Source organism: Leclercia sp. UBA7405, assembly GCF_037152215.1.
Classification (GTDB): domain Bacteria; phylum Pseudomonadota; class Gammaproteobacteria; order Enterobacterales; family Enterobacteriaceae; genus Enterobacter; species Enterobacter pneumoniae.
The window spans coordinates 2,054,807-2,068,674 of sequence record NZ_JBBCMR010000001.1; the positions used below are offsets into that span (position 1 = coordinate 2,054,807).

12 protein-coding genes are annotated in these 13,868 nt (G+C 41.3%); all 12 read right to left on the reverse strand.

Annotated features, from left to right (window positions below):
- Nucleotide 1 precedes the first annotated feature (1 nt).
- The 12 genes from wzzB to wcaM all read right to left on the reverse strand — a co-directional run bounded on the left by wzzB (nt 2) and on the right by wcaM (nt 13,857).
- Nucleotides 2-982, reverse strand: coding sequence for an LPS O-antigen chain length determinant protein WzzB (gene wzzB, locus WFN75_RS10165; RefSeq protein ID WP_212477799.1), 981 nt, complete (start codon nt 980-982; stop codon nt 2-4).
- Nucleotides 983-1,214: 232 nt separating this feature from the next.
- A complete protein-coding gene (ugd, locus tag WFN75_RS10170) occupies nt 1,215-2,381 on the reverse strand; it encodes a UDP-glucose 6-dehydrogenase (RefSeq protein ID WP_046884819.1) in 1,167 nt (388 codons plus the stop codon).
- 253 nt (nt 2,382-2,634) lie between these two features.
- Complete coding sequence (gene gndA, locus WFN75_RS10175) at nt 2,635-4,041, reverse strand: NADP-dependent phosphogluconate dehydrogenase (RefSeq protein ID WP_212477798.1); 1,407 nt, start codon at nt 4,039-4,041, stop codon at nt 2,635-2,637.
- Nucleotides 4,042-4,167: 126 nt separating this feature from the next.
- Nucleotides 4,168-4,896, reverse strand: a complete 729-nt coding sequence (locus WFN75_RS10180; protein ID WP_212477797.1) for a glycosyltransferase family 2 protein — start codon at nt 4,894-4,896, stop codon at nt 4,168-4,170.
- The gene (locus tag WFN75_RS10185) at nt 4,896-5,726 is read right to left on the reverse strand and encodes a beta-1,6-N-acetylglucosaminyltransferase (RefSeq protein ID WP_263616159.1); all 831 of its coding nucleotides are present in this window, start codon (nt 5,724-5,726) and stop codon (nt 4,896-4,898) included. The genes WFN75_RS10180 and WFN75_RS10185 overlap by 1 nt, the downstream gene beginning before the upstream one ends.
- Nucleotides 5,689-6,474: a hypothetical protein gene (locus tag WFN75_RS10190; protein WP_283095159.1), complete on the reverse strand. Its 786-nt coding sequence runs from the start codon at nt 6,472-6,474 to the stop codon at nt 5,689-5,691. The genes WFN75_RS10185 and WFN75_RS10190 overlap by 38 nt, the downstream gene beginning before the upstream one ends.
- Nucleotides 6,475-6,833: 359 nt before the next feature.
- Nucleotides 6,834-7,739 carry a glycosyltransferase family 2 protein gene (locus WFN75_RS10195; RefSeq protein ID WP_212477795.1) on the reverse strand — a complete coding sequence of 302 codons (906 nt, stop codon included), beginning with the start codon at nt 7,737-7,739 and terminating at the stop codon, nt 6,834-6,836.
- Entirely contained in the window at nt 7,736-9,040 is a 1,305-nt protein-coding gene (locus tag WFN75_RS10200; RefSeq protein ID WP_212477794.1) for an oligosaccharide flippase family protein, read from the reverse strand. The genes WFN75_RS10195 and WFN75_RS10200 overlap by 4 nt, the downstream gene beginning before the upstream one ends.
- 1 nt (nt 9,041) lies before the next feature.
- Entirely contained in the window at nt 9,042-9,887 is an 846-nt protein-coding gene (locus WFN75_RS10205) for an ATP-grasp fold amidoligase family protein (RefSeq protein WP_212477821.1), read from the reverse strand.
- A gap of 285 nt (nt 9,888-10,172) precedes the next feature.
- A complete protein-coding gene (gene galF, locus WFN75_RS10210) occupies nt 10,173-11,066 on the reverse strand; it encodes a GalU regulator GalF (protein ID WP_212477793.1) in 894 nt (297 codons plus the stop codon).
- A gap of 215 nt (nt 11,067-11,281) precedes the next feature.
- Nucleotides 11,282-12,277, reverse strand: coding sequence for an NAD-dependent epimerase/dehydratase family protein (locus tag WFN75_RS10215; protein WP_212477792.1), 996 nt, complete (start codon nt 12,275-12,277; stop codon nt 11,282-11,284).
- 191 nt (nt 12,278-12,468) lie between these two features.
- On the reverse strand, nt 12,469-13,857 hold the full coding sequence (gene wcaM, locus WFN75_RS10220; protein WP_263616160.1) for a colanic acid biosynthesis protein WcaM: 1,389 nt from the start codon (nt 13,855-13,857) through the stop codon (nt 12,469-12,471).
- Nucleotides 13,858-13,868: the final 11 nt, after the last annotated feature.

Below are 13,868 nucleotides of genomic sequence, written 5' to 3' on the forward strand. Positions count from 1 at the left end.
ATCACGCTTTCTGCTGGTAATTTCGCAGTGCGTTCCGGCCGAGGACGAAACCAGAGCCGATCAGACCGCCGAGAAGCACGGCCAGGATAAGCGTAATACTGCGCTTAGGACTGTCGCGACGAATAGGCAGGTCTGGCTTCATAACGTAGCGATAGCCATGAATGGACGTCGGCTCAATCTTGAGCTTTTCAATATCCAGCAGGCGCTGCTTGTTCTGATAATAGTCATTCGCAAAGGTCAATGGGCGCGAAGACTCGCGTTGCACCATCGTCGACAAGGCATCGGTCCCCAGCAGGAACATGCTGTCCTGAGTAACATCCTGCGTCTGTTGGATCTGCGGTTTGGTTACGTTGGCCGCCTCAGCATATTTGAGCGCTTCACTAATCTGTCTGATGCGCAGGTCTTTCTGCTCTTGCGCAATCTCTTCCTGGTTTTCAATCGAGGTCTTCAGGGTCGCAACCTGCTGCTCAATGTTATCTTTGAGATCGCTGAACAGCTCTTTGCCGATCTGCTCATCAATCTCCTGAATGTATATAGCGAGCTGCTTTTGCGCGGCTACCGCTGAATCACCTACATAGCTAACCTGTAGGGGCGATGGTTGTCCTTTAACCACCGGCTCGATGGTCAGTTTCTCTGGCTCTTCTTGATTTTCCAGCGTGCCTGATAAAGCTGAAATTGCGGCATTATAGCGGTTGAATACGTTAGCCTGTATATCCTGCAGGCGGGGTGCAGAATTGCCATAAAGTACGTTTAAAGCGTTGCTGTAGGGACCAATTTGAGCAGAATCAGGCTGAGTAATGATTGAGGAGGAGGACCATTGTTCTTTAGCCAGCATGAGATACGCGCCAGCGATAACGATAGCAATGGCAACAAACGCAGCGATCAACCATTTTCCACGCCAGAGCTGTAGTACAAGATCAATTAAATCAATCTGTTCCGGGTCATTGCTTCGTGAGACCACGTTATTGTTATTGTACGTCATATAATCCTTAACAATGAAAAACCACAAGGCATAAAGTTATCAATACAGTTTATCGGTTGTTGCATGAATTTCTATAGGAAATCGACGAAGCATAAAGAAATGAGTACGACATATCCAACCTAAATACGCAGTTTCGGATTGCCTTTTCAGGATGAATTTTTCCTATAGTTAGCCTGATGAAAGCTGGTGCAATATAAAAATAATGCCCGGACAAGCCGGGCATTCAAGGTTTTCAGTCATTGCCAAAGAGATCGCGGGTGTAGACCTTGTCGGCAACGTCGATAAGCTCTTCTGCCATACGGTTAGAGATAATGACATCGGCTTCTTCTTTGAAAGCGTCCAGATCACGAACCACACGGGAATTGAAGAAAGAATCTTCCTGCATTACGGGCTCGTAAATGATGACCGGGATACCTTTCGCCTTGATACGTTTCATAATCCCCTGAATAGAGGACGCGCGGAAGTTATCGGAACCACTCTTCATGATCAAACGATAGATACCGACCACTTTTGGCTGGCGCGCAAGGATGGAATCGGCGATAAAGTCTTTACGTGTGCGGTTTGCGTCCACGATGGCAGAAATGATGTTGTTTGGCACAGATTGATAGTTAGCCAGCAGCTGCTTGGTATCTTTTGGCAAGCAATAGCCACCGTAGCCAAAAGAGGGATTGTTATAGTGATTGCCAATCCGCGGGTCGAGACAAACCCCTTCAATGATCTGCCTGGTATTCAGCCCCAGGCTCTCGGCATAGCTATCGAGCTCGTTGAAGTAGGCAACACGCATGGCCAGGTAGGTGTTGGCAAAGAGTTTAATGGCTTCGGCTTCGGTGGCATCCGTAAACAGCACTTCAATATCTTTCTTGATCGCCCCTTCCTGAAGCAAAGCAGCGAATCGCTCTGCACGTTCTGAACGCTCGCCAATGACGATTCGTGAAGGATGGAGATTGTCATACAACGCCCTCCCCTCACGCAGGAATTCAGGAGAAAAGATGACGTTATCAATTCCCATCTTCTCTTTAATCGACTGCGTAAAACCTACCGGGATGGTCGATTTTATGATCATTACCGCATTTGGGTTGATCGCTGTGACATCTTTTATAACCGCTTCAACGCTGGAAGTATTGAAATAGTTAGTCTTCGGGTCATAGTCAGTAGGAGTTGCAATGATGACGTAATCAGCATTTCGATAAGCATCTTGCTTGTCCGTAGTAGCACGGAAATTGAGCGGCTTAGTGGTTAAATACTCCTGAATCTCTTTATCCACAATTGGCGACACTTTTTGGTTGAGCATATCAACCTTCGCCTGCACGATATCCAGCGCTACCACTTCGTGGTGCTGCGCAATCAGAATCCCATTTGAGAGACCGACATAACCTGTTCCGGAGATAGTTATTTTCATTCGTTTAACGTCTTAATTGGTAAGAATCTGGAGGCGAAACAACGCCAGCGCAATATACAACTGTTGGGGTTTTTACCCCTTAAGCCGAGCGACTGTCAAGGAAGTTACCTCTATACACTAAGCACGAATTGCAGCGATTTTTACAGGCTCAGCGAGGCCAGAAACTTTAAATCGAGTCACCATGGGCATTCTGGCGCAAAAAAAAGCCCGGTAACATATACCGGGCTCGCATAGCATGCTGACTTAAATCAGATTAATCCAGCCATTCGGTGTGGAACACACCTTCTTTATCAGTACGCTTGTAAGTGTGCGCGCCGAAGTAATCACGTTGTGCCTGAATGAGGTTTGCTGGCAGAACAGCAGCACGGTAGCTGTCGTAATATGCAACAGCAGCGGAGAATGTCGGTACCGGAATACCATTCTGAACCGCATAAGCCACAACATCACGTAACGCCTGCTGGTAGTCATCCGCGATCTGTTTGAAGTAAGGCGCCAACAACAGGTTAGCGATGCCGGCGTTTTCTGCGTAAGCATCGGTGATTTTCTGAAGGAACTGAGCACGGATGATGCAGCCTGCACGGAAGATCTTCGCGATTTCGCCGTAGTTCAGATCCCAGTTGTTCTCATCAGATGCAGCGCGCAGCTGAGAGAAGCCCTGAGCATAGGAAACGATTTTGCCGAGGTACAGTGCACGACGCACTTTCTCAACGAATTCCGCTTTGTCGCCGGCAGGTTTAGCCTGTGGACCGCTCAACACTTTAGATGCGGCGACACGCTGCTCTTTCAGGGAAGAGATATAACGCGCAAATACAGATTCGGTAATCAGAGACAGCGGCTCGCCCAGATCCAGAGAGCTCTGGCTAGTCCACTTACCGGTACCTTTGTTCGCAGCTTCATCCAGAATCACGTCAACCAGATATTTACCGTCTTCGTCTTTCTTGGTGAAGATATCTTTGGTGATGTCGATCAGGTAGCTGCTCAGTTCACCGTTGTTCCACTCGGTGAAGGTTTCAGCAAGCTCTTCGTTGGAGAGGTTCAGGCCACCTTTCAGCAATGCGTAAGCTTCAGCGATTAGCTGCATGTCGCCGTACTCGATACCGTTGTGAACCATCTTCACATAGTGACCCGCACCGTCCGGACCAATATAGGTTACGCAAGGTTCGCCATCTTCAGCAACTGCGGCGATTTTGGTCAGGATTGGTGCAACCAGCTCGTAAGCTTCTTTCTGACCTCCAGGCATGATGGATGGGCCTTTCAGAGCGCCCTCTTCGCCGCCGGAAACACCTGTACCGATGAAGTTGAAACCTTCTTCAGACAGTTCACGGTTACGACGAATAGTGTCGTGGAAGAAGGTATTACCACCATCGATAATGATGTCGCCTTTATCCAGATATGGTTTCAATGAATCGATAGCAGCATCTGTACCTGCACCCGCTTTCACCATTAACAGGATACGACGAGGCGTTTCCAGAGATTCAACGAACTCCTGCACCGTGTAGAACGGAACCAGTTTCTTGCCCGGGTTCTCGGCAATCACTTCTTCGGTCTTATCACGGGAGCGGTTGAAAACGGAGACGGTATAACCACGGCTTTCGATATTGAGCGCCAGGTTGCGCCCCATCACTGCCATACCGACAACGCCGATCTGTTGTTTGGACATTACATACTCCTGTCAGGTGTGGTCACCGCGACATGCGCGCGGCTTGAAATGTGACTTAGATGTTAACTCACGTAACTTGTTTTGTGGTAGATAAAAAACGTAAAATATTATCAGTCTGGCTTGTTTTTAACTTCTTTTCTTTACTGCATAAAAGGCATAATTTATAAAATAATATATAGCTTTGGGATAATTCATGTTCAAAATATCGCGATAAATTTTCCACTGCCATACTAACGCTTTAAGCTTATTCCTCGAAAGCGAGTTATTTGATAAGCGATAAGCAGCTAATTTTTTATTAATACAAAACGCTGGAGCTTTTTTTACTAACTCTAACCACATTATATAATCTTCATGGCCAATATTTCTTTGAAAGTGTTTACCATAAAAAGAGGTTAAATATGCGCCTGTAAGATTTCCAATAAAATTACTTTTAAGCATATTGCTATAACTTATCTCTTTTGGAGATGTTCGGGATGCAACAATATTACCTTCCATATCTATGACATCATAATCTGTACATACGACTTTGCATCCCTTTTCAAAACACTTATCTTGTTCTGCTAACTTCTCGGGGTACCATAAATCATCGCTATCTAAAAACGATATAATTTCTCCAGTAGCGACCTCAATCCCTTTATTCCTTGAAAGAGCAACCCCGAGATTGCTTGTATTATTTATAAGTTTAACTCTGGCATCCCTTAGAAATCTTTCGATTATCGTAATGGTGCCATCACTAGAATTATCATTTATGATAATTAACTCGAATTGTTGATGAGTTTGATTCAATACAGAAAGAATACTATTCTCTATGGTTGATTGTGCATTATAAGCTGGCATTATAATTGAAAAAAACATTATTCACTTTCCTGGTATAGTAACTTAAGCAATTCTTGCTCATGTACTTTCCGACAAAACCAATAGTTAGCCCCAGATTTTAATTCTTTTACGTTAGCCTCAGTTAAATATTCAGGACTAGACTTACCTTTAAACTCAATATATCTTTTATTATTATCTTCGATAGTCGAACGACGTGAATATTTTATTCTTGCAAAAATCGCGAAAGCATGTTCATCAGCGCACGTTATATTATTAAACGAGTTGAAGAATGACCTATTGGTTTTATCGATCACTTCCTCAACAAATTCTCTTGTAACAGAAAACCACTGTGATCCAAAATAATATGAACTTTGATCAAACCTTACCCGATCAAAAAAGAAAGTCGAAAACTTATACATCTTATTCACGCACCGGCCTAAGAAAGTACGTAAATATTTAGTATTGGAGTGTGGAATTCGGACTTTAAGACGCCATTCATTACTAGGGTCTCGATGAGACTCAATGAATTGTCTGTTTACATTGCGCATCCATTCGTTCTCGATCTCATCGAAACGTTTTAATGGTGCACATTCCGCACTAATTAAATGAAAAAATTTGTTTCGTTCATCAGTAAATGCTATCTCCATCAGACGTAAAGTCGCTATAATTTGACTGCTTCCACCCCAATAAACGGATACTGGATTTTCAACCAGATATAGATTTGAGATGTTCTGCTCTTTTAGCCATGTCTGCTTACTTTGAAATTTTGCATCCATATGCACATAGAATCTGACATCTTTATTACTGAGTGCGAGTTGCCGAATGAAATGTTCATTTTTGTGGGCTTGGATAAGTACTGCTGTATTCATATCTGTTATTCACTAATCTTGAAGAAAAAACAATAAACACACCAATATTATATAATGGTATAGCGAAGTAATTTTCAGTAAAGGTTATAGTAAGGGATAACCATAGCGCAATCATCATTGCTGGCGTATAAGTTTGGTTTTTCAATTTCTTCGTGAATAAGTAGACCAACCATAGTCCAACAATCGCACCCAAATTATAAAAATAAGCGATATAGAAAAAATCGATAGGTAAATAATCATTAATATTTACACCATGAAAAAGCGGTATAGGCCAAATATCATTAGTGAGTAATGAAGCGAACCATATACGTCCTGAAAGATAGGTATTCAACAGTTTGGAGAGTTCAGATGAAGAATAAGTGGCCACTAAATAATATTGCAATGAACATAATATAAACGCGCTAACGATATATAAGAATACAAAGCGTCTTCTTTTTAAGAAAATATTTTTAGAAAATAAACACAATAAAAACCCCACACCTGTCATTATTGTAAGAAGCATTCCAGTTCTAGAACCAGTGAGTTCAACAATAATAAAGACTGTCAAGGTGAGCATAACTATAAAGAAAAATTTTAAAGAGGCATTTTTTACGATTGTAAAAATTAGAAGATTTAAAGCTATAAAAAATGATATTAAATATTGGCTAAAAGTATTAGGGTTATGAAAACCAAAGGTATAGCGAACACCAAAACGCTCGTCGATGTAAGAATAGCTTTCTGAGAAAAATATCAATGGTATAATTAACATAAATGCCAGGCAATGTACCAGAACAATACATTTTATTAAAATGTTCCATTGAATTGAAGAACTCAGAAGCAACATAAAAACAACAATTATAAACCCGAATAGATATATGTTATTATATAAAGCAGCATTTGTTATAAAAAGTAATGTTAGCGTTGCGATCAAGCAATTTTCTTTAAACCTAAAGAAATTCAAGCTAATAGCAAAACATATTATTAAAAGAATATTGAATAGACCTGACATCAAGTTTTTAATTTCGTCAGAAATCTCGAGAGAAATGAATATACTTTTATAATAATAAAGAAACAATGAAACGAAAAATAGGATGAGTTTAATTTTAGAATTGTACAGGTTATCTACAATCACACATTCTTACTCCCATATACAACTACTCGTATAACTGTCTTAAGAAATATGAGCATTTCTTTAAAAGTACTTAAGCTTTTTAAAGCCATTAAAGTATTCATAAATAATTTCTTAGGCTGATGATTTAACCTTGAAATCTTCATCCTAATAACAGCCTTTTTGAATTCAAAAGATTTTTTCTCACGAATAGTCAATAAATGAATATGAGTGCGCTCAATTTTTTCTCGTAATTCATAAGCAGCTATAGATTTTTTACTATACGTTATTCTTTCACCATCATGATTATTATGAATGAATAATTTTTCCTCAAGATGCCCAACTTTAGTCGTGTAAGCAAGCAATCTAATCATTAGTAGATGATCTTGAAATCGTGGCGTTAGTATAAATCCACCAACTCTAATAAGAAGTTCTTTCTTACACAATATCATTGGAGTATAGCAATTACCATCGAGGATAAAATCTTTTAATGTGAACCCCCTGGCATAACAGTTACTCACATCTTTAAATCTATTATCTTTCTGGAAAAACATATCACAAATACATATATCTAAATTATTTTTGTATAAAAAATCCATTTGTAGGGAAACTTTATTATTTATATATAAATCATCATCATCAAGAAATGTTATATATTGACCAGAAGAAATCTCGATCCCTTTGTTTCTAGCGCCCGCCCCTCCTCTATTTTGACCATCTGAAAAATAGCGTAACCTTGAATCATTCCCGAAAGAAGCTAAATTTAACCTTACTTGCTCAGAGGTATTAACATCATCGTTATCGTCTATAATAATCACTTCAATATCATGATAGTCTTGATTCAAGACGCTCTGGACAGCTGATTTTAAAGAATCACTTCGCCCATAAGTTGGAATAATTACGGAAACCAATCCTTGCTTAATCATTTTTTTAATATTTCCGATATTGCTAGAGATGATGTTTCAAGAGGTTTGATGATGGTTTTTAAATGCATTCTGGCAATCAATCCTCCTTTGAAGAAATAGTTAGCTACCGTCGCAGAAATTAATTCAATAATTGCTATAGAATAGGCAGCACCTACAACGCCGTAGTTTTTAATCAAAAAATAGTTTAATGGAATACTAATTAGCCCCATAACTATCATTTTTTTAGCTATATATTTATAACCATACATAGCTATAATCATTCGATATGATATTACTCCTAAAATTGAAAAGACTGAACTAAGGATTAATATCGGAAAAATACCTGCTGACTCTTTAAACCCGACACCATAAATTAAGTATATAATTTGATCTTTAAACAACAGACAAAACACCACAAAAACAAGTCCACCGATAGTTATCAATTGCATTAAAAAAGCACCAATTGCAATTCTGATACGAGTACTTTTTTCTTTGTAAATTACCGTATAAACACTGGTAATAAATGCCAAAGGTATAATCGTCCATGCTGTAGCTATGACATAAGAAGCATTAAATACTCCTACAGCATCAATGCTGTTGATCTCACCAAGATATAAATTGGTTAATCTAGTGTATAACAGTATTGAAATTTCGCTCAAAAAAAGTGGCGCGCCCGCAATAATAAAGAAAGTAAGCGTTTTTAAAGTGTGTGTTCTTCTTTTAAAGATAAGGCTGATTATATCTGGAGGGGCTTCTTTTTTTATAAAAAAATATCTTTTAAGGAAATAAGAAATTGCGTAATTGCAGATATAGGGAATAGTAAACCATTGTAGTTCCAACGACCATTTCACAAGGAAGTAACGCGTAATGATAGCCACTATTAAAGCGATAGTGTTAACCACACTGTTATATTTAGAATTTAGCTTAGCATCATTATACCAAGAATAACTATCTATCGCCTGAAAATAAAATGCAATTGCTAAACCTATAACAAGATAAAAATCGAAATTGGCCCCAGACAAGTAGAGATAAAAAAACATCAAAGCAGTGCACAATAGATATATACTTGAGCGCAGAACTTGTACTGTCGGGATAATTGTTTTAGCAGAGTAACTATTTTTACTTATTTTTTGAAAAATTAAAGTGTTAGACCCAAAGTTGCTTACAACTACAGAAATACTGAGCAAAGTGATTATATAACTTATAACACCATATTGGGATGGTCCTAAATACCTTGCTACATAAGCATTGATTATTAATAATGACAAGGAAAGAATTAACTTCTCTATTATCATCCAAAGTGTATTATAAATCACTTTCATTCTATAGTTGCCAATATTTTGCCATTAGTTTCTCCAACTCATTTCCAAACTCAAACGAGCTTGCCGCGCCTGGTGTAAAAGTTAACTCACCAAACCAAGGTTTATTTTCTGAAATATACCAATCTACACGTACGTAATTAAAGTCTTCACAGAGTAAACCCGACAAGACCATAGCCTTTCTCAAAGGGAGTAAATGTTCTTCAGGAATGGTATGGTGACCTTCGCCATGCGACCAGATACAGGCATCTAGATCTTCTAAGTAATACCCTCTCGATTCTTTATCGAATCGGCCGTTAACTAATTGCAATACAAATTTGTATGTACCATCATTTTGTTTGAAGGTGTGGAATTTATAATCAACAGGCGGTTTACCATCAATACATAAAGACTCTTCAATAAGAATTTTACGCGGTATTCTACTATAATGTTTTTCATTTGATTCTACTGTATAATCAAATCTCATCCATCCATCAAATATATTTTTCAGATTGTTCAAAGAATATTTGTCGGAAATAAATTCAACCATTCCAGCGCCATGATTTGATTTGGCAACGCTATTTTTCAAGTCACAATCGTCCGTTATACTGTCTACTTCAGTAAAAACATAACGTAGTGGCACTAAATAATCTTTCCCTATTCTTTTCTCAACATATTCTCTAACCTGAAATTTATCTGCGCATTTTACATAGAGATAGTTTTGATCATGCATCATACGCCAGCGTATTTTTTCATTGAAAAAAGTCGGGGCATAAATATCTGGCCATTTCTTCGTCGAGTAAAAGAACTTAATCTTCCAATATAGATAATCACCAAAAACGGATTTTGCAAAATTTCTTAGATTAATCATTTTTTTCAACCAAGCTACCGCCCCTGGCTCAAGAGCTACCAGTGTGCTGTATAAGTTCTACTGTATCAGCTTTGTCATACTGACAAAGCTAGTCAAAATCGAGTTATAATTGTCTTATCAATCACTTTCGGAAACAAGAGAAAATCACAAAAAAATAGGCATGCTAAACTCCTAAGTTCTTGTTTAAGAAACAAAAAAGCGGCAACATTTCTGAAAGCAAGCTTCGATTCCAGAAATTTTACCGCCGAGAATGATTTTTATTTAGAAGCGAAACAATAAAGTATCTTAGCTAATTAGCAATTTTTCGATACTTTTACGAAACTTCTGCCCCTCTTTCAAATTTCTTAACCCATACTGAACAAACGCCTGCATATACCCCATCTTCTTCCCGCAGTCATAGCTTTCGCCCGTCATCAGCATCGCATCGACAGACTGCTTCTTAGCAAGTTCAGCAATAGCATCGGTCAACTGGATACGCTCCCAGGCGCCTGGTTCGGTCTTCTCAAGCTCAGCCCAGATCTCTGCATTCAGCACATAGCGACCAACTGCCATCAGGTCAGAATCCAGGGTCTGCGGTTGATCAGGTTTTTCAATAAAGTTAACGATGCGGCTAACCTTACCTTCAGAATCCAGTGGCTCCTTCGTCTGAATAACGGAATACTCAGACAGATCGCCCTTCATGCGCTTAGCAAGAACCTGACTACGACCAGTTTCGTTGAAGCGAGCCACCATAGCAGCCAGATTGTAGCGTAACGGGTCAGCTGTGGCGTTATCAAGAATGATATCTGGCAGCACAACCACAAACGGGTTATCACCAACAACAGGACGCGCGCAAAGGATAGAGTGACCCAGGCCCAGCGGCTGAGCCTGACGCACGTTCATGATGGTCACGCCAGGCGGACAGATGGATTGAACTTCGGCAAGAAGTTGACGCTTAACACGCTGCTCAAGCAGCGCTTCGAGTTCGTAAGAGGTGTCGAAGTGGTTTTCAACCGCATTCTTGGACGAGTGCGTAACCAGAACGATTTCTTTGATCCCTGCAGCAACAATTTCGTCGACGATGTACTGAATCATCGGCTTGTCAACGATCGGCAGCATCTCTTTAGGAATTGCCTTCGTGGCTGGCAGCATATGCATACCCAGACCCGCTACCGGAATGACTGCTTTCAAATTAATCATTATCTCTTCCACCTTAGTATGGATGACGAAGTATAGACGTTTCGCGGGTCACAGCCCAGACGACGAAGTCTTATTCTCGTCACACGCAAATCACGTTTTTGTGTAAATCGCAGTTATACATAACCTGATCGTACGTTAAAGGGAGCAAGAATAATCGGAATCAATCGTATTTTCCGTGCGCCCTAACTTTTTTCCGACTAATCGCAGCCTGACGCTTACTCTGATACAAACGTGATGTCGTCTTTCTTCTCATGTACAAACTCATACTTCAGCGTACGGTCTAGTCCCTGAGAAAGAGTATAAGGCGCTTTGAAACCGGAGCTATGCACCTTAGTCGCATCGAACTGCGTGGTTGCACAAAACTTTTTCACTCGGACGGAGCTGATCGCATATTTTTTGCCGGTGACTTTGCTTAACACATCAAAGCAATAACCACCTAACATACCCAGTGGGTAAGGAAGGTGTACAGAAGGGATTTTTTTGTCGAGACTTTTTTCTACTTCGGACACGAGCTGGTTCATGTTCAAATCCGGTTTGTCTACGTAGTTATAGACCTCGTAGCCGGGATGAACATTCTGGAGTTTGAATTTGATAAACTCGACGATATTTCCTACGTAGGCCATTGATTTAAAGTTAGTTCCAGCGCCTACCATAGCAAATTTACCCCCTGCTATTTGCTTAAGCAGGTTATAGACATTTCCGCGGTTACGTTCGCCAAAGATAACGGTTGGGCGAATGATGGTCAGAGAACGCTGGTCTGGTGCTTTAGAATGCCACTCACGCAATACCTCTTCAGCCTGCCATTTGCTTTTACCATAATGGTTGAAAGGATCCTGCGGATGGGATTCATTCGGATTGACTTTATTAAGGCCATAAACGGCAACTGAACTGGTGAAAATGATGTTTTTAACATCATTTTTTTCCATTGCAGAAAGGACGTTGCGGGTACCCTGTACGTTCACATCGTAGTACAGCGAGGTAGGGCTGACATCGTCACGGTGCTCTGCAGCAAGCAACACTACAGTGTCAAAACCCGCCATAGCGCTGTCGAGTTCCGCCTGATTACGTACATCGCCCGATACGGTGATCTCGGGATAGAAATGGCTTTGCTGTTTATCCAGGTTGGTCACGCTAAAATCCGCCTGGGTAATCTCAATCAAACGGGTACCCACAAAACCTGACGCACCAATAAATAATACTTTATCGTTCATAAACCACTCATTCTGTAATGTGTAAAGCACCCTCTGGTCTATCGTTGTATCTTCCATGAGGTTCACGCTTTAGACGGGATGAACATAAAAATTTAATGGGACGGATTATAGACCTTAAATTCAGGGAGTTCAGTAACAAACTTTGAGAGGTTACAGGGCATAAATCCTAATAATTGGTCACTTAGCACGCTTTATCTTTTACCGGGCAGCGCAAAATTCAACCTATCCACATTCACCACATGTTGATCCACCCGGTCGATATCCACCGAGCTCTGCCCCTTCTCATTCACCGCCTTCACGTTCGCCAGTGACAGAAGCGTTTCTTCCTTAGCCATAAACTTGCCCCTAACGTCTTTGCGCAGGTCGAAGTTAAGTTTCAAGGCCGGGCCGGTCGTCGCCTCCTGCATCACGTGAATATTACGCATAAAGAGGTGTTGCGGTTTGTTGTGAAGGGTTAGAGAGGCGCGCTGAATGTTCACGTTGGTGATAGCGACAAACGACGTCGCGTTGCCTGAAGAGATTTGGATCCCGCGCAATTTTTTATCCGCACGACGATTATCCAACCGGATATCGTTCAGCTTAAAGTTTTGCGGGATGGAGAGATAATTCCCTTTGATCACGCCATAGCCAATGAGAAAGCCTGCGCTGTCGATCATTTCAACGTTATCAATGACAAAGTTATCGCAGCCATAGATTGCCACCGTTGCGTTATCAATACCCGCTTTTTTGCTGAAGTCCGGCGTGATATTACGGGCCTTAACGTTGCGAATGATAAAATGTTTACCGTTCTCAACATGCACGAGCTGGCGGCAGTTGCTGCCGGTGATGTTGGCCACGACAAAGTTTTTTACCGACTGATCTTCAGGGTACTCATTGTCGTAAGTGCTACCCGCCAGACCGATACCTATCCCCCAGTTGATCTTACCGTTGGTGCAGTCAATATGGTCGATAACGTGGTCAGAAATCAGGATGTTCTGGTCATTGATCGCCACGTTCCACTCGATGGCATCCCCCTGCAGGTAACTGAAGTGACAGTTGGTGATTTTCGCGCCATCAACCTGATTGTGGAATCCCTGCCGCAGGATGGCGTAGTTCGCTTTGGTTACCGTCAGGTTATCGATCAGCAGATTGCGCATCACCTTCGGTTTTTTACCGCCAATATAAATCTGCGTAACGGGCCCATATCCACTCATGGAAAGCCCTTTGATCTCGCAGTTCGAACCGCGTACATCGAGAGTGATGTTTTCGGTTCTCCCCTCCCCTTCCCCTATAACTTTACAGCCATCCTGCAGAACGAAGCGACCGCGACCATTGCCGGTTAGCGCGCCGCGTATCAGCAAGGTTTTACCCTGGGGAATGAAAATCCCGGTGTTGATGTTCTCGCAGGTCAATCCTGCCGGAACTTCCACCGTATCGCTTTCGGCAAAGGCCTGCTTAAAGGCGGCGATCCAGTCGCGGTTGTTATAATCGCGGATATTCACCGTGCCGCTCTTTGTCGCGGCGCGCACACCTACCAGAGGCGTTACCGCCAGCAATGAACAGGTAGTGACGAACGTGCGTCGCGTCATGGATTTCGGCATAGAGCCTCCGT

Bases quoted from the DNA above. Each gene is read 5' to 3' on its own strand.
- WFN75_RS10195 (WP_212477795.1), bottom strand. From the start codon at position 7,739: ATGATTAAGCAAGGATTGGTTTCCGTAATTATTCCAACTTATGGGCGA.
- WFN75_RS10185 (WP_263616159.1), bottom strand. From the start codon at position 5,726: ATGAATACAGCAGTACTTATCCAAGCCCACAAAAATGAACATTTCATT.
- ugd (WP_046884819.1), bottom strand. From the start codon at position 2,381: ATGAAAATAACTATCTCCGGAACAGGTTATGTCGGTCTCTCAAATGGG.
- WFN75_RS10190 (WP_283095159.1), bottom strand. From the start codon at position 6,474: ATGTTAATTATACCATTGATATTTTTCTCAGAAAGCTATTCTTACATC.
- wcaM (WP_263616160.1), bottom strand. From the start codon at position 13,857: ATGCCGAAATCCATGACGCGACGCACGTTCGTCACTACCTGTTCATTG.
- wzzB (WP_212477799.1), bottom strand. From the start codon at position 982: ATGACGTACAATAACAATAACGTGGTCTCACGAAGCAATGACCCGGAA.
- WFN75_RS10180 (WP_212477797.1), bottom strand. From the start codon at position 4,896: ATGTTTTTTTCAATTATAATGCCAGCTTATAATGCACAATCAACCATA.
- gndA (WP_212477798.1), bottom strand. From the start codon at position 4,041: ATGTCCAAACAACAGATCGGCGTTGTCGGTATGGCAGTGATGGGGCGC.
- WFN75_RS10205 (WP_212477821.1), bottom strand. From the start codon at position 9,887: ATGATTAATCTAAGAAATTTTGCAAAATCCGTTTTTGGTGATTATCTA.
- WFN75_RS10215 (WP_212477792.1), bottom strand. From the start codon at position 12,277: ATGAACGATAAAGTATTATTTATTGGTGCGTCAGGTTTTGTGGGTACC.
- WFN75_RS10200 (WP_212477794.1), bottom strand. From the start codon at position 9,040: ATGAAAGTGATTTATAATACACTTTGGATGATAATAGAGAAGTTAATT.
- galF (WP_212477793.1), bottom strand. From the start codon at position 11,066: ATGATTAATTTGAAAGCAGTCATTCCGGTAGCGGGTCTGGGTATGCAT.